This is a genomic window from Janthinobacterium sp. B9-8, assembly GCF_000969645.2.
Taxonomy (GTDB): domain Bacteria; phylum Pseudomonadota; class Gammaproteobacteria; order Burkholderiales; family Chitinibacteraceae; genus Iodobacter.
Genome location: NZ_CP014222.1, coordinates 2,478,435 through 2,497,244, shown reverse-complemented (window position 1 = coordinate 2,497,244; position 18,810 = coordinate 2,478,435). Strand labels below are relative to the sequence as shown.

At 47.7% G+C, this 18,810-nt stretch carries 17 protein-coding genes; 7 read left to right on the top strand and 10 right to left on the bottom strand.

Annotated features, from left to right (window positions below; translation table 11 throughout):
* Positions 1–20 precede the first annotated feature (20 nt).
* From VN23_RS11115 to VN23_RS11095, 5 genes are all read left to right on the top strand, one after another.
* The gene (locus VN23_RS11115; protein WP_046350808.1) at positions 21–833 is read left to right on the top strand and encodes an alpha/beta hydrolase; all 813 of its coding nucleotides are present in this window, start codon (positions 21–23) and stop codon (positions 831–833) included.
* Between the two features lie 292 nt (positions 834–1,125).
* Positions 1,126–1,530 carry a peptide-methionine (R)-S-oxide reductase MsrB gene (gene msrB, locus VN23_RS11110; protein ID WP_046350809.1) on the top strand — a complete coding sequence of 135 codons (405 nt, stop codon included), beginning with the start codon at positions 1,126–1,128 and terminating at the stop codon, positions 1,528–1,530.
* Positions 1,531–1,612: 82 nt separating this feature from the next.
* Complete coding sequence (locus VN23_RS11105) at positions 1,613–2,644, top strand: FUSC family protein (RefSeq protein ID WP_046350810.1); 1,032 nt, start codon at positions 1,613–1,615, stop codon at positions 2,642–2,644.
* A gap of 220 nt (positions 2,645–2,864) precedes the next feature.
* A complete protein-coding gene (locus tag VN23_RS11100) occupies positions 2,865–3,410 on the top strand; it encodes a heme NO-binding domain-containing protein (protein WP_046350811.1) in 546 nt (181 codons plus the stop codon).
* A 2-nt stretch (positions 3,411–3,412) separates the two neighbouring features.
* Positions 3,413–5,572: an EAL domain-containing protein gene (locus VN23_RS11095; RefSeq protein ID WP_052746460.1), complete on the top strand. Its 2,160-nt coding sequence runs from the start codon at positions 3,413–3,415 to the stop codon at positions 5,570–5,572.
* A 107-nt stretch (positions 5,573–5,679) separates the two neighbouring features.
* Here the strand turns inward: VN23_RS11095 and tsgA are convergent, their stop codons facing one another.
* The 3 genes from tsgA to VN23_RS11080 form a co-directional block, all read right to left on the bottom strand.
* Complete coding sequence (gene tsgA / locus VN23_RS11090) at positions 5,680–6,876, bottom strand: MFS transporter TsgA (RefSeq protein WP_046350812.1); 1,197 nt, start codon at positions 6,874–6,876, stop codon at positions 5,680–5,682.
* A gap of 2 nt (positions 6,877–6,878) precedes the next feature.
* Complete coding sequence (locus VN23_RS11085; protein ID WP_046350813.1) at positions 6,879–7,709, bottom strand: purine-nucleoside phosphorylase; 831 nt, start codon at positions 7,707–7,709, stop codon at positions 6,879–6,881.
* 1,051 nt (positions 7,710–8,760) lie between these two features.
* Positions 8,761–10,074 (bottom strand): Na+/H+ antiporter family protein, encoded by a 1,314-nt coding sequence (locus VN23_RS11080; protein ID WP_046350814.1) that lies wholly within the window; start codon positions 10,072–10,074, stop codon positions 8,761–8,763.
* A gap of 226 nt (positions 10,075–10,300) precedes the next feature.
* On the opposite strand from VN23_RS11080, the gene VN23_RS11075 reads away from it, so the two are divergent.
* Both VN23_RS11075 and VN23_RS11070 read left to right on the top strand, forming a co-directional pair.
* Positions 10,301–11,764, top strand: a complete 1,464-nt coding sequence (locus VN23_RS11075) for an amino acid permease (protein ID WP_046350815.1) — start codon at positions 10,301–10,303, stop codon at positions 11,762–11,764.
* A 238-nt stretch (positions 11,765–12,002) separates the two neighbouring features.
* A complete protein-coding gene (locus VN23_RS11070) occupies positions 12,003–13,616 on the top strand; it encodes a methyl-accepting chemotaxis protein (protein ID WP_156455185.1) in 1,614 nt (537 codons plus the stop codon).
* A gap of 822 nt (positions 13,617–14,438) precedes the next feature.
* Here the strand turns inward: VN23_RS11070 and VN23_RS11065 are convergent.
* From VN23_RS11065 to VN23_RS11035, 7 genes are all read right to left on the bottom strand, one after another.
* Positions 14,439–14,774, bottom strand: coding sequence for a hypothetical protein (locus VN23_RS11065; protein WP_046350816.1), 336 nt, complete (start codon positions 14,772–14,774; stop codon positions 14,439–14,441).
* A gap of 325 nt (positions 14,775–15,099) precedes the next feature.
* Positions 15,100–15,501 carry a hypothetical protein gene (locus tag VN23_RS11060; RefSeq protein WP_046350817.1) on the bottom strand — a complete coding sequence of 134 codons (402 nt, stop codon included), beginning with the start codon at positions 15,499–15,501 and terminating at the stop codon, positions 15,100–15,102.
* 183 nt (positions 15,502–15,684) lie between these two features.
* On the bottom strand, positions 15,685–16,380 hold the full coding sequence (locus VN23_RS11055; RefSeq protein WP_046350818.1) for a DUF2711 family protein: 696 nt from the start codon (positions 16,378–16,380) through the stop codon (positions 15,685–15,687).
* 75 nt (positions 16,381–16,455) lie between these two features.
* Positions 16,456–16,731 (bottom strand): hypothetical protein, encoded by a 276-nt coding sequence (locus VN23_RS11050; protein ID WP_046350819.1) that lies wholly within the window; start codon positions 16,729–16,731, stop codon positions 16,456–16,458.
* Between the two features lie 79 nt (positions 16,732–16,810).
* Positions 16,811–17,656, bottom strand: a complete 846-nt coding sequence (locus VN23_RS11045) for a GIY-YIG nuclease family protein (RefSeq protein WP_046350820.1) — start codon at positions 17,654–17,656, stop codon at positions 16,811–16,813.
* A gap of 86 nt (positions 17,657–17,742) precedes the next feature.
* On the bottom strand, positions 17,743–18,165 hold the full coding sequence (locus VN23_RS11040; protein WP_156455184.1) for a hypothetical protein: 423 nt from the start codon (positions 18,163–18,165) through the stop codon (positions 17,743–17,745).
* 38 nt (positions 18,166–18,203) lie between these two features.
* Positions 18,204–18,713, bottom strand: a complete 510-nt coding sequence (locus VN23_RS11035; RefSeq protein ID WP_046350822.1) for a GNAT family N-acetyltransferase — start codon at positions 18,711–18,713, stop codon at positions 18,204–18,206.
* Positions 18,714–18,810 lie beyond the last annotated feature (97 nt).

Below are 18,810 nucleotides of genomic sequence, written 5' to 3'. Positions count from 1 at the left end.
GGGCTGGGAAAAAAGTATATATGAGCGTTTACACACTTGAGATTTTAAAGGCTGACGCAGCAAATAAGCGAAAGAACGCTCCACCTTTACTCATGATTCATGGCGCTTACGCAGGCTCTTGGTGCTGGGAAGGGTATTTCCTGCCTTATTTTACAGAAGCAGGCTGGGATGTATATGTGCCCAGCTTACGTGGTCATGCAGGCAGCATGGGTAGAGAAAAGCTTGATCATTTTGGTATTGATGATTATGTAAAAGATATCTTGGACATGATGGCTACGTTGCCTGAGCCACCGATTTTAATCGGGCATTCGATGGGTGGCCTTGTGGCGCAGCGTGTGGCAAAGCAGGCCAAGGTGGCTGGGCTGGTGCTTCTGGCCAGCGTGGCCCCCTATGGCGTAGCGGCTTCGTTTGCTCATCTGGTGACTTCGCAGCCTAATTTGCTCTGGGATTTAGGCCAGTTTCAATGGCAGGGGGCTGCCGCAGCAGGCAACCCAAGCTTTGTGCGCGAGCTATTGTTTTCATCTAAAACAGATCGGGCGATGGTGGATTATTTTGCGGCGCGGGCACAGCCAGAATCAATGCGCGCCCTGACCGAAATGGCGATCCCGCATCCCTTTGCCGGGTTTAATTGCCCTAAATTACCTTGCCTAGTGCTGGGGGCAGGGGCCGATCAGCTGATTCCGCCGAGCGATAGCCACGCTTGCGCCAGTGCTTGGCACACCAAGGCCATTATTATTGAAGATTGCGGACACGCCATGATGGCTGATTTCCACAAAACGGAAGTCGCCAAAGAAATACACGAGTGGCTGGAGCTAACGTATCCGCAAGATTGATGAAGTAGGTAGGGGCTTGCGGCGATGCAATGACGGCTGATTTTCACAAAATGGAAGTCGCCAAAGAAATACACGAGTGGTTGGATCTGACGTATCCAGAGGATTAAATCCATCGAATGATGAGGAATGACTTTGTAGGGCGGGTGCAACCCGCGTATTTTTCAGCATCTCTCGCGGGTTTCACCCACACTACGAATTTTTTCTCTGTGTGTTCAGTGTTCTCACCGATCTCTGTGTCTACAGAATTTTTTAGATGTAATTTCTACCTAGCCAGACGTAGTGGAGTTTTAAGATGGGCGAAAAAATAAAGAAAAGCGATGCAGAGTGGCGTGAGCAGCTCAGTGCCGAGCAGTATCGAGTAGCCAGAGAAGGCGGCACCGAGCGGCCGTTTTCGGGTGAGCATTATCGCCAAACAGGCAGCGGCAAGTATCACTGCATTTGCTGCGGTGCGATGCTATTTGAATCAGAGCGCAAATTTGATGCAGGTTGCGGTTGGCCAAGCTTTTGGGCTGAGGCGGCAGGGGCCAATATTCAGCGGATCAGGGATGGTAGCCACGGCATGATACGGGTGGAAGTGCGCTGCAGCAGTTGTGATGCGCATTTGGGCCATGTTTTCCCAGATGGCCCTATGCCTACGGGTGAGCGTTATTGCATTAACTCGGTATCGATTGAATTTAAGCCTCACGGCAGCGATTAGTTGTTATTTTTTACGGCAATCGCTCGTACAGCCTGAATCGCCTTAAGCAGTAAAATTCTCCCCCTTATTTAAAGGGCTTTATATGCAGACACAGCTGGTTCAGATGCTGGCGATTAAACCGCAGCAGGGCATTCCGTGGAGACGGGTGTTGCGGGTGATGATTGCGGTTGGTTTGCCGCTTGCGATTGCGCTGGTACGCGGCGAGTTTTTACCGGCGGTGTATGGTGCGGTGGCTGGGTTTTACACCATGTTTGTTGATAATGGTGGCAATACCTCGGAACGGATCACGGTAATGGTGTACATGACCGTTGGCATGCTGCTTGCGGGGATAGCCGGAGTAGCAGGGCATTATGTGCAAGGCGCACCGCTGGCCTTTTTGCTGGCGTTTGCGATTTTTACTGGTTGGCTGCAAGGCGCGGGTAACTCAGTAGAAATGATGAGTAAATACTGGCTGATTGCTTTCTTGTTTGGTGATAGCGCCCCCTTACTTTCTCCCTTAGCGGGCACCTATTTATTGCTGGGTGGTGCTTCAGGTATCCTCGCAGTTTTATTAGATCGCTGCCTATTTCGTGCGCCAGAGCCTAAAAATGGCCCGATGCTGTATGAAGCCATGAGTCGTATTTTGCGGCGCAATCATAATAATTCTATTTTTGCTTTTTACTTTGCCGCCAAAGTAGTTTTGGCTTATTTAATTGGCTATGGCCTTGGGCTAGAGCGTGCCTATTGGGTGCCGCTGACCGTGGTGCTGGTGACGGTTTACGATAATAAGCTCACGATTGATCGCATGGTGCAGCGTTTAATTGGCTCAATGATTGGTGCTTTATTGGGCTGGGCCGTTTTGCATTTTTTCCAAGCCGAATGGCAACTGGCGGCGATGGTGGTGGTATTAGCCGCGGTGACGCCAATCTGCTTAGAGCGCAATTACTGGCTGGCGGTGATCCCTATTACGGCACTGGTGATGGTGCTGCTAGATTTTGGTGGCGAGCATCATACTTTGGTGCGGGCGCGGGTAGAAAACACCATTATTGCTTGCGTGCTCTCTGGTCTTGGTTCCTTGTTGTTTATTCGTTTTAAGCCTGCTTATTTTGATAAGCGCGGCAAGCCCATCGTTTAATTTCTCCTTTTATTGCGGCTCAAGCCTTGTTATCTGGAAAACACATCTGTGTTTTCCAAGGTGCTGCTGCCCGTCGCCCCTGCATTGATGGGGAGATATTCTTTAAGCTGACTCGTGTAAGGAGTAAGTGCTTGATAGTTAAAGGTAAGGTTTGAACTTATCTTGCTTCTCATCCATGCTGAGTTGTGAATATGATTATATTCAGCAGTGGGGAGCTATCATGAAAGGTCTTGTATTTAATGAGTTTATTAATTTTGTTGAATCCGAGCAGGGCATTGTTGCGGTTGATGAAATGATCACGGTGGCTAATCCCGCTTCGGGCGGGGCCTATACGGCTGCCGGCTATTATGATTTTCAAGAGCTGATAGCGATGGTAGTGGCTTTGTCAGCGCGCTGTGGTACGCCTGTGCCAGATTTGGTGCGAGGGTTTGGTCAGCATTTATTTGGCAAACTTGTGGCGCAGCGATCGGAATTATTACGGGCTATGCCCGATGTTTATACTTTTTTAGAAAGTATTGAAGGGCAGATTCATGTGGAAGTACGCAGAATTTACCCTGATGCAGACCTGCCCAAGCTGGAAACAGAGCGGCGTGCAGATGGTTCTTTGCGATTGCGTTATCGTTCCCGTCGCCATCTGGCAGATTTAGCCGAGGGCATGATTGCGGGCTGTGTGACGCACTATGGCGGAAAAGCCAAAGTAAGCCGCACAGATTTTGCTGATGAGGGCGAAATGCAAGTGGCGGAGTTTATTGTGTATGAGGCTTAGCCATGAGTGAGGAGCTTGAAGGCGTATTACGCCGCGCAATCGAGCGAGAGAAAAAAGCGCGGCAATACGCTGAAAGTTTAGTTGAGGAACGTACAGAGGCTTTAAGGCTGGCGTATGAAAAGCTGCGAACGGCAGAAGAGCAGGAGTTTTTTGATGTGCTCTCCAGAATGCCCTGCGCCGTGCTATTGGCACAAAATAGCGGGGAAGTTGCACTGGCTAATCCGGCCGCCGTAGAGTTATTAGGCTTTGCGCAGGAGTCAGATCTGATTGGCCGCAATTGGCTCAGCATGGTGGTGGATGATGCCATTGATCCGATGAGCGAGGGGCTACAGGAAGACGCCGCTATTTTGATGCGCAGGGCCAATGGCGAGTTTTCGGCGGTACACATTATTATTGGCAGTAGCGCTTTTTTGGGCAGCCCGGCGCGGATTATCATCTTGCATGATGTGTCTGAACAACGCCGTCTGCATCAGCAGCTTCGCTATCAGGCCACTCACGATGGGCTGACTGGTTTGCCTAATCGCCAGCGCTTCTTAGAAAGACTCGGCCAGTATATTGCCTCGGCCAGAATGCATGGCGCGGGTCTGAGCGTGTTTTTTATTGATCTGGATAAATTCAAATTTATTAATGACAGCATGGGCCATGCCGCTGGCGATGTGGTGCTGTGTGAAGTAGCAAGGCGCTTGCAGGCGCTTCCTTTGGCTGGTGGTGTAGCGGCAAGGCTGGGTGGAGATGAGTTTGTGGTGGCGGTACCCACCCGCAGTGTGCTGGAGCGCAGGCAAATGGCGCAGGTCTTGCTGGATGTGATGCTGCAGCCCATCCGGCTGGATCGTATTGATCAGGTGTTGGGCAGCAGTATTGGCGCTGCACAATATCCGGAACATGGTTGTGATGCAGAAATGCTCTTAAAGCGCGCTGACATTGCCATGTATCACGCAAAAGAAAGCGGCGGCAGTGCAGTTTGTTATTTTACCGAGCATATGCAGGAGGCACTGGATTCGCGTCTGCTTTTAGAAAGCCGCTTGCGCTATGCGATTTGTAATGACGAGCTGGTTTTGCACTATCAGCCACAGGTGGATTTAAGCACCGGCATGCTGGTCAGTGTTGAAGCCTTGGTACGCTGGCAATCGCCCGATTACGGCCTGCTGTTTCCCGGCGCATTTATTGCCCTCGCTGAAGAAGTAGGCTTGATCCGCGATATTGGCGCATGGGTTATGGTAGCGGCCTGCCAGCAAATTTTGCGTTGGCATCAGGAGGGGTTGGGCTGGGTAAGGGTGGCGGTGAATGTATCACCCTTAGATTTGGTTAACGACGATATTGTGATCAGAGTGGCAAGCACGCTTGCCAGCCATGGTATTCCACCTGAGTGTCTGGAGCTGGAAATCACCGAAAGTTTATCCATCAGCGATCCGGAAATGGCCTTGGATATCATTGGCCGTATTAAAGCGCTTGGGGTGGCGCTGGCGATTGATGATTTTGGCGTGGGCTATTCTAACCTGGGTTATTTAAAGCGCTTTCCGGCTGAGCGGCTTAAAATTGATCAGTCTTTTGTGCGCGGCTTAAGCCAGAGTCCTCATGATAAAGCCATTGTTGCCACGATTATTCAACTGGCCCGCAGCTTATCGATGCAGGCTCTGGCTGAGGGTGTAGAAACCGAAGAAGAAGCCAGAATTTTATTCGAACTGGGCGCACATCTGATTCAGGGGTACTGGATTTCAAAAGCCTTGCCCAGCAAGGAGCTGGTGGTGATGTTGCGGCAAATGTGTGTGCTGGATACCAAAAAACTACAAGCCATTGTTTCTCCGCTGCGCGTGTTGGTGATTGATGATAACCCGATTATTCTGGATGTCATTCAGGTGATTCTGACTACTTTACCCTTAAATGTGCACTATTTAGATTGCGCCGAAGCGGCATTAGAGTGCCTTGCTCAGTATCAGTTTTCTGCCATTATTTGTGATTACCAATTACCCGGCGAAGATGGAATTTCCTTTTTGGCAAAAGCCAAAACGCTTCAGCCTACCGCCGTGCGTATTCTGATTACCGCCAGCACCGATTTAGCTGTTCTGCGCGAAGCCATCAATATCGCCCGCGTAGAGCACTTCTTGCAAAAACCATTTGATCCGGCGCAGCTGATTGCATTAATGAATACTTTGCGCGCTTAGACGGGGGGATTACATCGCAACTGTGATTTATTTGATTAAATAATCAGTTATAAAAAAACGCCCCAGGATTTCTTCCAAGGGGCGTTTTTTATGGGGCAGGGCGGAGCTTAGAGGCCCAGCTTGCCGTGTAGTTCTTCTGCTTTACTGCATGAGCCTGCCAGAATAATCCCGATCAGTGCAAATACATACACGATCACGGAAGAATTTAGCGCCCAGTGCAGGCCGTAGTTCGAGAAGATATACGCTGAAACAGAAGCAAAAATCAGTGTACCAACTGAACCGCAAGTCAGGATCGTTGAGATCAGGCTTGGTGGAGACACTTTAACTTGCAAGCTGCCGTAACTGATCAGGCCAGAGTAAATACCTGAGTTAAAGAAGCCAAAGCAAACCAGTGCAACACCGATTACGGTGGCTTGTGGCACGTTAGCAATCGTTGCAATGCTGGCTGTGCCCACGATGGCCGAAGCAATCAGGAAGGTACGCAGTTGCACATAGCGCACAGTGTAATGATTCAGCCACAGGCCAGTAGCCTTAGAGCCCCAGTACAGCGTGACGTAAAGCGCAGCGGTATCTACGGGCAGTTTTACAGCATCTTGTAGATAAGTGGGCAGCCACATGGTGAATACCAGCTCGGCGTAAATAAACGCAAAGGCGGCGAAACATACGTAGTAAATGGCTTTGCCCCAAGGCTCTTTAACTGCAGTGCCATCTTCCGATTTCACTTCACGCTCTACGGTTGGGAATTTCGCCTTAGCGATCAACACAATCAGAAGCAGAGAAATAGCCGACATCAGGAAGTACATCACCAGCCAGCTGGCGTTGTGCTTAAACAGATAGCCCAGAATCACCGGCAATACCACACCTGCAAAGCTGAAGAAAAAGTCGGTGAAAATCAGGCTGGATGAGCGATCTTTAGGATCCGGATTAATCCGCACCACTAAATAACTACCCACGGCCATGGTGATACCGGCTGCAGCACCAATCATCAGTACTGTAAAACCAAACAGCGTGATCGATGGCACAACGGTCAGTACCACGGTCAGTGCGATGGTCACGGCAGAAGCAATCGCCAACAGTGATTTGATGCTGTATTTCTGCATCAGCACACCGCCCACCAGAATCGGCACAAACAAGCCAAAGTTCAGCAGGGTAAACATCTGGCCGATAAAGCCAGGGTCTTTATTAAACGCGGCGGATACCGGGCCAAGCACCAAGCCCAGTGTGGTGATTAAAGCGCCTGTAAAGAAATAACATACATAAGCGATCAGATTTAATCTGCGTTTAGAGTCTTTTTGAACGTCCATGATTACAGAGCCACCACAATGTTTTTAACCCACTTAGAAAACTTCTCGGATACGCTATTGGCCACATCCACCACGGCAGCGTGGTTGTGATGCGTTTTAGCTAGGCCGGTCGCCATATTGGTAATGCAAGAAATGCCCAGCACTTCCATACCAAAGTAATTAGCCATAATCACTTCGTATACGGTTGACATTCCTACTGAATCCGCGCCGTAGGATTGAACCATTTTAATTTCAGCGCGTGTTTCGTAAGTGGGGCCAGTCATCTTCACATACGTGCCTTTCTTAGGCGCAACGCCAGATTCAGCCGCAAGCGATTCAGCCAGTGCAATCAGGCGTGGCGAGTAAGGTGCAGTTTGATCTAAGAAACGTGGGCCGCATGCATCGTCGTTTTTGCCGATCAGTGGGTGATTGCCGGTCAGGTTGATATGATCGTCGATGATCATGATGTCACCTGCGGTAAAGCTAGGGTTGCAACCGCCTGCCGCATTGCTGACGATAAGCTGTTTGATGCCCAGTTCTTTAAACACAGCGATCGGGAAAGTGACTTCTTGTGGGGTGTAGCCTTCGTAGTAATGAAAGCGGCCTTCCATAATCAGTACGTTTTTACCGTCTGCCACTTCAGCAATGGTCAGCTTGCCCTTATGGCCCGCTACGGAAGATTGCGGGAAATGTGGGATGTCGCCGTAAGAAATACTTTCTAATACCTTAACGATTTTGGTGAAGTCGCCCAGACCGGAGCCCAGAATCACTGCTGTTTCCGGGATGGTATGAGTAAACGCTTTTTGCAGATGAGCCGCAGAAAGCTTGGCTTCTTCATGACGAACGTTATTCATGGTGGGAATCCTGTTGTTTGATTATTGTGTGTGTTTTAAAAGTTATATGGTTTTTTTTTTAGCTCTGGTGTATTTGTAATCGATTGATTTAAAGTCTGGATTGTTTTAAATCAAGTCTGTCTGATTCAGATTGTACGGGATTTTGTTTGCTAAATGAACCGATAGACTCGTGGTCGATTTTTTAAAAGGGGCGATTCTCTATTATCAGTTATCGATCAGGCATAAGGTGAAGTAATTACATCGAAGGACTAAATAAAAAATAATCCTTTAAATACAGTGAATTAGTGTTTGTGACTTGCCGACGAACGTGGGCTTATTTCTGAGGCTTATTGATGTTAATCAATGGTATTTAAATAATGGCTTCAGTATTTTTATGAGAGCCAGATTGTCGGTTTTTCTTGGCTTATAGACTAATTATTTATCGACTGATTTAAGTGGTTTTAATCCGTAAAAAAAGTAGTTTTACTACTTAATTGAGGTGCTTATAATTGGGTATGCCTTATATAATCAATAACATAGTGGCTATTTAAGAATTTAATATGCGGTGCTTTGAGAGAACAATGCCATTATGTGCTTTATTTATTTACCTCTTGCAGAGGGGTAAATGAATGTTTAGCAGCTAGTTATTGACCTGATTATGCCGCTGCTCAATCTCATTATAAATATCGCAGGGCAGTGAAATCTAATCCTATCAACTTAAGGTGAATTCGTAGCTTGGGTTCGCAGTCTGCGTGTGGGGTTTACTAAGCTCGGATGTACCGCGTAACCCAACATTCTTTTACGAAAAGATGTTGGGTTACGCAGTTTTGTCCGCCTAAAATCGGCGAACAAACCCGCTAACCCAGCCTACGGGAGCATCCCTCTGGTGGGTTTCGCTTAAGGTGATAGGGGTGAGGTGAAACCCGTGTATTTATTCAGTATTGCTCGCAGGTTTCACCTGCCCTACAAATTCAACAACCAAGCCTGGCTATCAAGCAATCCATTTACACAGGGCTCATTGAGCAAGAGGCATAATCAGCAATATTTTTGTGCCCGTCTTGCATGTGAATATTTAAAGGATCATCACTGCGACCCAGCCAAAAGCGAGCACCGGCAAATTAAAGTGCAGGAAAGTTGGCACCACGGTATCCCACATATGATCGTGCTGGCCGTCGATATTTAAACCTGCCGTTGGTCCCAGAGTGGAATCTGCAGCCGGAGAGCCTGCATCCCCCAGCGCACCTGCCGTACCAATCAGGCAGACAATGGCTTCAGGGCTAAGCCCAAGCTGGATGGAGAGCGGTACATAAATGGTGGCGAGGATGGGTACGGTAGAGAAAGAAGAACCAATACCCAGCGTCACAACCAAGCCAACTAGCAGCATTAAGAACACCGCGAGCGGCTTATTACCGCCGATATATTGCATGGAGTGCTTAACCAGACTGGTGACGTCCCCTGTGGCTTTGAGTACTTCGGCAAAGCCGGAGGCCGCAATCATAATCAGGCCAATCCCCGCCATCATTTTCATGCCTTCAGCAAACACACCATCGGCTTTATTGAGTGGCACGGCACCACCCAATACACAAATCACAAAACCGACTAGCGCACCAAACAGCATGGAATCGGCATAAAGCTGGGTGATAAATGTGCCCACCATCGCAAGGCCTGCCACAAAAAGGCTACGGCGGCTGTAGTGGACGTCTTCGCGCTCGACAGCCGCAATGGCATCAATATTGTACTGGCGCGGTTTGCGGTAGCTGATAAACACGGCGATCAGCAAACCCGTCACCATGCCTAGCGCAGGCAATGCCATCACGCGCATTACATCCACATGGCTGGCATCTAAGCCCGATTTTGCAATATTGCCGAGCAAAATCTGTTGTAGAAAAATTTCGCCAAAGCCCACAGGAAAAACCATATAGGGCGTGACTAAACCAAAAGTCAGAATACAGGCCAACAAACGCCGGTCGACTTTCAGCTTGGCCAAGGTGTAGAGCAGCGGTGGAACCACCAGCGGAATAAAGGCAATATGAATAGGCAGAATATTTTGCGAGGCAATGGCAAGGCAGAGCAGCGCCAGAATAATTCCCCATTTTACTTTGGTGCCAGTGCTGCTTTGCTGCGCCAGTTTAGCAAGGCCATCGGCCATGGCGTGCGGTAGGCCCGATTCGGCCAGTGCCAGTGCAAATGCACCCAAGAGGGCATAAGACAGCGCAATGCCTGCGCCACCACCTAGGCCAGAATTAAACGCGGCAAGCGTTGCTGCAATATTCAGCCCGCCAAACAGGCCACCAGCCATTGCGCTCACTAAAATGCTGATCACCACATTAACGCGGCTAAGAGAGAGTGCCAGCATCAGCGTGACGGCAATTAAGACGGCATTCATAAGTGGATTCGGTGGGGAAAAAAACCGGACTTTAACCCGCGATGGAAATTTTTGCTGCAAGAAATGGTGAACTTTCCGCAAAACGGTGTTATTCCCGATCAGCTATTTATCTGTGTAAGAAATGCTTTTCTGGTGCTAGTATCACGCGCCGCTGCCTATTGGGCGGTATTTTCTGTTGTATTTTGCAATGTTTTAAAGTGCTTTAATGCTAGAAAAGGAATAAGTAATGATTGGAGAAGATACAGGTCAGGCCCATGGGCTAAAGCGTAATTTACGCGCCCGCCATCTCACCATGATCGCCATTGGCGGATCGATTGGTACTGGGCTATTTGTGGCTTCTGGTGCAACCGTTGCGCAAGCCGGGCCGGGCGGCGCTTTACTTGCTTACGCTGTGATTGGGCTGATGGTCTACTTTTTAATGACCAGCCTTGCCGAAATGGCCGCCTATATGCCGGTCTCTGGTTCTTTTTCTACTTATGGCGCTAAATTTGTTGAGCCGGGCTTTGGCTTCGCATTGGGCTGGAACTACTGGTACAACTGGGCGGTAACGATTGCCGTAGAGCTGGCTGCGGCCAGCATGGTGATGAAATTCTGGTTTCCCGATAGCTCCGGCATGATGTGGAGTGCCTTATTTTTAGGGATTATGTTTGCGCTGAATTTTATCTCGGTAAAAGGCTTTGGCGAAGCGGAATACTGGTTCTCTCTTATTAAAGTAGTGACGGTGATTGTATTTATCGGCACCGGCCTCTTGATGGTATTTGGCATTATGAAAGGCACCCACGCGGTGGGGCTGGAAAACTTCACCATGGGCGACGGGCCTTTTGTAGGGGGATTCCCCGCCATGCTCGGGGTGGCGATGATTGCCGGGTTCTCTTTTCAGGGCACGGAGTTAATCGGTATTGCTGCTGGTGAATCAGCCAACCCGGAAAAAGATATCCCCCGTGCTATTAAGCAGGTCTTCTGGCGCATTCTGCTGTTTTATGTATTTGCCATTTTGATTATTGGTCTGTTGATTCCCTATACCGATCCTAATCTATTAAAGGGCGATGTCTCTGATATTGGCGTTAGCCCATTTACTCTGGTATTTAAAAACGCTGGTATTGCCTTTGCCGCCAGCTTAATGAATACCGTGATCTTAACCGCCATTTTATCGGCAGGTAATTCAGGCATGTATGCCTCTACGCGCATGCTGTATTCCTTAGCCACCGAAGGCAAAGCGCCTAAGATATTTGCCAGATTATCAAATAATGGCGTGCCAAGAAACGCACTTTACGCTACGACAGTAGTGGGTATGCTGTGCTTCTTTGCTTCTATTTTTGGCGATAAAACAGTGTATCTGTGGCTATTAAATACCTCGGGTATGACGGGCTTTATTGCCTGGCTAGGCATTGCCATTTGCCATTATCGCTTTCGCAAAGGCTATATCGCCCAAGGCCGCGATTTAAGCGCGTTACCTTATCGTTCCCGCTTTTATCCGATCGGGCCGCTCTTTGCTTTTGCACTCTGTATGGTGATTATGCTGGGCCAGAATTACCAGGCCTTTATGGCCGGTAAAATAGATTGGGCTAGTGTTACCGCAACCTATATCGGTATCCCTTTATTCTTCGCAATCTGGTTTGCTTATCGCTATAAGAATAAAAGCAAATTTGTAACTTTGGCTACGATGGATTTAGACAGCCAGCGGGATTAAGCGCTAAAAATAGCTCCAAAAATGCCCCGATCTTTGATTGGGGCGTTTTTTTTTAGTACCTTTGAAATAGAATGTTTTTACTGGCCCACCATCCTGTTCCTCAATAAGGTGGATAGAATTTTTAAGAAAGGCCCGCACCGTAGCACGCATTGTGTAATTAAATATCTTGCAGGGAAAGTCTAAAAAGCTAAGATTAGATTGTGAGGTGTTTTTTAATCATTTACTTTTGGAAATAACCTTGAAAATTACTCACCGGCTCACTTTATTAGTGGCAACTACAGCAATATCTATATTGCTGTTGATTATGGTTGGCTTTTTAAAGCTGAGTGCAATTAATGTGCTGGTTGAAGAGGTGGTGGCAAATGTAATGCCCTCCTTAGAGACGCTTAATGATGCCGAGCTTGCCTTTATGGGGGCTCGTCGTTTGGAATTAAGCCACATTATTGAAGCGGATCCTCAGCAGAAACAGATGCACATCAATAAAATGCAAAGCTTACTGGTAGACGTTGATCGTCTTTTACAAAGCTATGAAAAATTTGCTGATGATGATATTGATCGTAAGAATCTAGCCACGGCCGTGGCAGAGTTTGCCATTTTAAAGCCACTGATTGCAGAAGGCGCACGCTTTTCACTGACCCTGCCCCCAGAGGACGCGCGCAGTTATATTTCTAAAAGCGTTACCCCACAAGCTGAAAAGTTTTTTACTGCCTTAGATATTGCAAAAGCACATAACCGTGATTATTCCAAAGAGGCCAGTAGTGATGTAAAAGCCCAGATATCCAATGCAATTACTACGTCATTAACTGTGGGTGGGGCCTTATTGCTTTTGGCTTTTGTTTTGGGTGTTTGGATTACCCAAGGCATTAAAAAGCCATTACAGGATTTACGCCTTTTTTTAGTTAATTTAGGGACAAATTACGATTTCACCCAGCGTATGAAAGTGATAGGAAATGATGAAATTGCTGAATCGCTGAATGCTTTAAATGGCTTGCTCGATACACTGCAAGGCAGCTTGCAGCAGTTACATCGAATTGGCCGTGATGTAACAGGCACGGCGAGTGAGCTGTCTTTAAGTAGCCATGAGCTATCTAGTGCATCGCAGCATGTGAGTGGTGCGGCATCAAGCATGGCTGCAGGGGTAGAGGAGGTGACCGTTAGTATTGGCCTGGTTGCAGATCGGACTAATGAATGTGATCGCACAGCGCGTGAAGCAGGCAAGATGGCCGCAAGTGGTGGTGATGTGATTGAAAGCACCATTCAGAGTATTCAACAAATAGCTGCGGATGTGCGTGTTTCAGCAGAGCAAATTGAATCGCTGAAAGAGCGCACAGCCAGCATTAATAGCGTTGTGAATGTGATTAAAGATATCGCTGATCAAACTAATTTATTAGCACTCAATGCCGCGATTGAAGCGGCGAGGGCGGGGGAGCTAGGCCGTGGTTTTGCTGTGGTAGCAGATGAAGTCCGTAAGCTTGCCGAGCGAACCAGTCTTTCAACGCGAGAAATCATCTCTACGGTGAGTGCGATTCAAAGTGAAGCGAATGCCACTGTTTTGAGTATGCAACATGCGGTTAAACAAGTTGAACATGGTGTGCAATGCGCTCAAGCAGCGAGCACGGCGATTGCCAGTATTCGTCAGAACGCCGATCAGGTGGTGGTGCAGGTCAGTGAAATCAGTGACTCCATGCGCGAACAAAGTTCGGCTAGCCATATGATGGCGCAGCAGGTGGAACGAGTGGCGCAGATGTCGGAGGAAAGCAGCTCTGTTGCTCAAAATACCGCCAATGAAGGTGCGCGTTTGCGGCAGCTAAGCAGTGAGCTGGATGCGGCGATTGCTTATTACCGGGTGTAAAAGGTGATGAGGGCAGGTCTTGCATTTGATGAGAAATGTACGGGTTGTTATTGTTGTTCTCTACGCAACCTATATTGGTATCCTATTTTTCTTTATGATTTGGTTTGCGTATAAATTTATAGGAATACAAGTATGTTTATTTCCTTGGTGATGCTGGATTTAGGCAGTCAGCGGGATTAAGCGCTAAAAATATGGACGGGTGTCCAACTTTTGGGGTGTAATTCATTTTTGGGTTGGGGCATTTTTTTTTAGCGCTTTAAATAAAGTTATTTTACGTAATGCCTATTCAATTCGTTAAAAGAAAGATCTGTTGGAAATGATGATTTTGTAGTTTGGGTTAGCTGGTTTATTCGTCTATTTGGGGGCGGGTAAACTCGTGTAATCCAACATTTAGGCTTAAAAGAATGTTGGTTACACGATAAAGCTGTTAACCCAACCTACGAAAAACACTTAGTCTGCTAAGCTTGCATAAGTTGATAGAATTGGGTTTGTTACTTGTGCCAAATGGCAGGGCTGATCCCATATTTTTGTGATGTATTTTTTGGGGAGGGGGCACCAGTTTTTGAAATGTATCAAAAATTTATTATGGTCTATTCATAAAGTTGCGTATCACATTTATGTGATTCTGGTCTTCTAGATCTTCTATTGAAATATTGTTTACAAAATACTGATCAGTAAGGCTTTTAATAGTTTTAAGTCGCTCTCTTGGGCGGGTGATTTCGAAGACAATTGATGTGAATAGTTTTTGCAGTAAAACGGCTTGCTTTTCATATTGTTTAGAGTTGGGTTTTTGGTAGATATTATATGACGCTACAAGAAAATCTAGGGCAAGATTTCGATATCCACGATATGCAGATGGGTTATCTTTTCCAAAATCATTTCGGATAATATTTGGGAAAAAAATCTACCCTGCTCAATTAAAGAAGACAATTTAAGCAGCAGCTCTTGTTTGTTTTCTATTTGCTCTGAGGTATATCGTAATGTAATAAGTACATCAATAACAGCAGTGTGCCAAGTTAGAAGCTGATTTAAGTATTCATTAGCGATATTGTATTTTGTATTGCGTCTATCTATGAAAAATAAAATGGCTACTATAGTTGATGTAATTAAAGAGCCAAATGCCAAAATGTTAGTGGCTGAGGTGGATTCAAAATCCATTTTTTTACCTTTTAAATATGTTTATAGATGTTTAAGGTAGCTATGGTGTCGGATTTTACATTCATATTAAATATATTGCCTGATGTTTTTTTCTGTTTAATTGTAAGGGGGACGGGGGATTACTCAACGACCGAAGGAAGCGCGAGGTTGTGTGCCACATTGGGTGTTCGTTTACACATAATTGTGCTGAAAGAAATTAGGGACATGGCCTTCTCGGATTTTGCGTTCCCAGAGGTCGAGCCAAGTGTCTCCCATTTCCCAGAACGCCCGGCATTGGTTCAGGTACGTCAATACTGGCTCAATATGGCCGATTCTTAGAAGCGCCTTAGCAAGCTGCATCGTCGGCCCAAAAGTATTGAGTTGCGGCGAACCTAGTGTTTTGCCGGATTCGTATAGCTCGTTGATTGCGGTGGTATCGTTTTGAGCATTGAGAGCGAGAAGGCCAAGCACTGTGGCCGCAGTGAATGGCGTTGCCGTAGTTCCAGTTCTCTTTGAACGCTGGTGCCAAGGCTAGCGCACGTTCGGCAAATTGTTTGGCATCGGCAAACTGCTCAAGATGGAACGCCGCTGCTGCTGCAGAGGGCAGGTGAGCAAATGCGTCGGTGTCGCCTTGGGCTTCTGCTAGCTGTGCCAGCTTGACAGGAGCTCGGCCACGAGCAATCTGCCGAAATTCAGCTTCTATTTCGGCTGTGAACGGTACGTCCTCGGTTTCTTCTTCGTAGCTCATTAATTTAACCTAGAGGTGCCAATGTTGGAGTTCTGTAGAGCGGTTAGCCGCAGGCGTAATCCACGATTAAGGCTGGGCATTAAGCTGAGCGGTAAGCAAGTAAGTCGGTGCTTTGTGTTTGGCAATATAATTCAGCGCGGGTTGATAAACCTAACCCGGTCTATAGGGCTGCCGGGTTAGGCATTACCGTACACTCCAATAGACCTCAGTAGATTGGCTGCATTCAAAACCTTCAAAGTTTGCGTCGTGTGCGAGTGCTTTAACGGTGTGGTGCGAACCACAAAAGAATGAGAAGTGACTATCCCAATGGGTTGTCCATAGCAGCTTCTTGTCAGGAGTAAAAACATTGCAGTGTTGTTGTTGAGTGGCCTCTGAGTCCGGAGCCTTCAAGTCTTCAATCCAATGTAGTTTTCGCTCAGTACAGAATTCATCGCCAATCCAAACCCATTCATAGCCTTGGCTCTGTATAAATGTCAGTACTTTGTTGTGGGTTAGCTCGGAGAATGAGCCCTCATCCGGCTCTACAATTCCCTCTGTTTCGAGGGCCGTTTTCAGGGTTTTTGCCAGTTCCAGCCTTGTAAAGTTTGACTTTAGCCCTCCAATTCGCGTGCGAAGCGCGATGTCTACCTCGTTGATTGATTTCAAACCGCTAAGGCGCTGGAGGTCAGCCCAAGTGACCGCATCACAGGATTTACAGATTTGCTCTCTGCTTGGGTACGTCTCCGACTGAAACTGATGGATCGATATCGAGTGTGGGCGCAAGAACGGATGCAGCAATACGTAGGCGGCCTCGAAGGTGCCTTCGAAGAACGACAGAACCGAGCCCTCATATGGGCAGACTGCATATCGATCCGAAGATGGGAGAACGCGGATGCTCATTGGTGGCCCTTTGTGAAGCCTAACGTAGAGCTAACTATCGCGTAGCAACCGAAGGGAGCGAGGCTGAGCACCATGTTAGATCTCGCGGTTTGAAAGCTCTGAAAACTGTTGTACAAAATTCTCTCCGAACATTAGGTCAACTATTTTGATTGCTTCGATGGCCTCTGTTGGGTTGAACTGTCGATTCTCAAGTACAGCTAACGCTTGATTGTGTAGTGCATAGGCAAGATGTGCTGCTGCGCGAACCGATGGCTCACCAACAGCATTGCTACCTAAATGCTTGGCTAAAAGCAGACGTAGTTCATAAACGGTAAAAGCCAATATTTTCGCTTGATCGGTGGTGGTAGTCATAGGGGCTGGAGAGACCTAATGTTGGAGTTCCGCGAACAGGAAAAAGAGCCGTTTTTTGACGATCCGTTGGAACGGTTTATTATATGGATTCGGTTTCCTTGAGCGATTTTCCTTGTGCGTTTTTCCATGCAGTCAGCCCATTGGTTGTTCCTCCGTGGATAACTACGGCCGCAGCGCTTGGGCTCGCGAATTCCGTATCTTTTGTGAAAAGTAATCTCTCTCCATCAGAAATGAGGGTGGCATCATCTTTTAGTTTTTGTCGTAGCGCTATGACCCACGGATATTTTTTGGCCGAATCGCGCTCCTGCAATACCGCATTGGAGCCAGAAACCACAACAATTCCGTTTGGGGTTAAGTATCCTGATGCTTTCAGCCCCTTGAGCTCACAGAAGAGCATTTCATACGAACCAGGGGGAGGGTTTATTGCGACAGTGGGAACTAGAGCCTCTACGCCAAGTGCTGGGAGAAGTTGCTGCATTTTTTCTAAGAACACCTCCATATCCTCTCTGTCAGACTCAGGGAGCTTCGCGCCGCTAGATTGTGCATTCTTCAGAACGGCTCGTCCAGATTGTTTTGCTTCGTCTATGAGGCGGCCTTCCAAAAATCGGATATGTGCTTTGGTCAGGTTCTCGTCTTTGCTTGTAAAGAAAACAACTTGATTCCAAAAGTCCTTTTCAAGGTGGCTTTTGAGGCGACTCTTAATTGACTCAGCCTCTCCAATATATAGAGCTTGCTTTCCCGTTTCGGTATCCATTCCCGTCAAAAAGTACACACCTGCATTCGTCGCCTCTTCGCGAGCGAGAATGCTGTCGAATTCTGTTCGAGGGCCTGCAACCGCCTTGCCTGTCCAGTTTGACAGCTCTGCGGTTCGTAACCGTTTTGGGTCACCATGAGCAAGAAATATTTTAATTGTTGCGCTAGCCATGTGATGAATCCGTATAACGTAGAGGTCACTGGGCTCCGCGAGGCTTTATCGCGTAGCGTCTGTGTGGATTGCTGGGTTAGAGTGCTTCAAATGGGGGCGCCAAAGACATCCCACTTGTTTTGAAGATTTTTAACGGCTGACATAGGCATGTTTGGCCAATTTCCATCATGGATTGCATTCTTTACTAATATCTTGCTTGGTACGACGTAGTACTCAATTTCTTCTCCTCCCTTTTTCTGGCGGATGTTGACTAAGACATATATATGGCTTTCAGATACAGTCTCTTGTGCCTTCTTTCCTATTAACCAGAAGTGGAAAGTCTTGGCGTTGGTCTTGACTTGTACAGAGAATGCATTTTGGTATTTCTGATCTGTTACAAGTAGATCCGCACCGGCAGCACTTCTTGATGTCGGTGAGACTATGAAGCCGAGTCTAGACAACTCTGCTGCAACCAAATAAACGTCACGCATTCCTGTCATTTGTGCGTTGCTTGCCATACGTTTTTCCAATATGTGCTCTAGCGCAAGACGTCCTTTCGGCAGAGGGCTTAGGCCGCTGGCAACGGAATTTGATAGATATTGCGATCGTTGCCATCAGGAAACGCTTGCCTCGCCACTGGTACTCCGCCCAGAAGGAGGATGAGGGCCTTTGCCGGTTCATTGGTATCGGCACAGTAAGTTTGAACTGCCTCCCAACCGAACTCGGCGTAGGTATGCCTGATTACGGCCAGCGACGCTTCAAGGGCGTAGCCTTGGCCGCGTGCTTCGGGAAGAAGCCACCAAGTGAGCTCGCGCGGCCAGCCGCGCCCTTGCCAAAATCCGCAAACACCAAGGATCGCTGCGTCTTCGCGGCGGCGAAGAGCCCAAACGCCAAACCCTTGCAGATGCCAGGCACCGATGTCATACGCCAGGCGAGACCATGCGACAGCTGGCGAAAGAGGGCCGCCGTAAGCTGCTGATGCCTCGGCATCGGTGTAGAAGCGCTGATACGCCGAATCACAGTGGTGATCGGGCGGAATGAGATCCAAGCGCTGCGACTTGAGAGCGGGAATGAGCATGGACGCCTAGTGTGTGGTTTAGCAAGTTGTAGACACCCTGAAACGGCAGAACAGCCACCATCTGTGCTGTATAAAAACGAAGCTCCGTGAAGTGCTT

What these genes read in the sequence shown, in the direction of transcription:
- VN23_RS11095 (WP_052746460.1), top strand. Translation starts at nt 3,413, where the DNA reads ATGAGTGAGGAGCTTGAAGGCGTATTACGCCGCGCAATCGAGCGAGAG.
- VN23_RS11045 (WP_046350820.1), bottom strand. Translation starts at nt 17,656, where the DNA reads ATGGCTAGCGCAACAATTAAAATATTTCTTGCTCATGGTGACCCAAAA.
- VN23_RS11055 (WP_046350818.1), bottom strand. Translation starts at nt 16,380, where the DNA reads ATGAGCATCCGCGTTCTCCCATCTTCGGATCGATATGCAGTCTGCCCA.
- VN23_RS11050 (WP_046350819.1), bottom strand. Translation starts at nt 16,731, where the DNA reads ATGACTACCACCACCGATCAAGCGAAAATATTGGCTTTTACCGTTTAT.
- VN23_RS11080 (WP_046350814.1), bottom strand. Translation starts at nt 10,074, where the DNA reads ATGAATGCCGTCTTAATTGCCGTCACGCTGATGCTGGCACTCTCTCTT.
- VN23_RS11065 (WP_046350816.1), bottom strand. Translation starts at nt 14,774, where the DNA reads ATGGATTTTGAATCCACCTCAGCCACTAACATTTTGGCATTTGGCTCT.
- VN23_RS11105 (WP_046350810.1), top strand. Translation starts at nt 1,613, where the DNA reads ATGCAGACACAGCTGGTTCAGATGCTGGCGATTAAACCGCAGCAGGGC.
- msrB (WP_046350809.1), top strand. Translation starts at nt 1,126, where the DNA reads ATGGGCGAAAAAATAAAGAAAAGCGATGCAGAGTGGCGTGAGCAGCTC.
- VN23_RS11100 (WP_046350811.1), top strand. Translation starts at nt 2,865, where the DNA reads ATGAAAGGTCTTGTATTTAATGAGTTTATTAATTTTGTTGAATCCGAG.
- VN23_RS11035 (WP_046350822.1), bottom strand. Translation starts at nt 18,713, where the DNA reads ATGCTCATTCCCGCTCTCAAGTCGCAGCGCTTGGATCTCATTCCGCCC.
- VN23_RS11115 (WP_046350808.1), top strand. Translation starts at nt 21, where the DNA reads ATGAGCGTTTACACACTTGAGATTTTAAAGGCTGACGCAGCAAATAAG.
- VN23_RS11060 (WP_046350817.1), bottom strand. Translation starts at nt 15,501, where the DNA reads ATGAGCTACGAAGAAGAAACCGAGGACGTACCGTTCACAGCCGAAATA.
- VN23_RS11075 (WP_046350815.1), top strand. Translation starts at nt 10,301, where the DNA reads ATGATTGGAGAAGATACAGGTCAGGCCCATGGGCTAAAGCGTAATTTA.
- VN23_RS11085 (WP_046350813.1), bottom strand. Translation starts at nt 7,709, where the DNA reads ATGAATAACGTTCGTCATGAAGAAGCCAAGCTTTCTGCGGCTCATCTG.
- tsgA (WP_046350812.1), bottom strand. Translation starts at nt 6,876, where the DNA reads ATGGACGTTCAAAAAGACTCTAAACGCAGATTAAATCTGATCGCTTAT.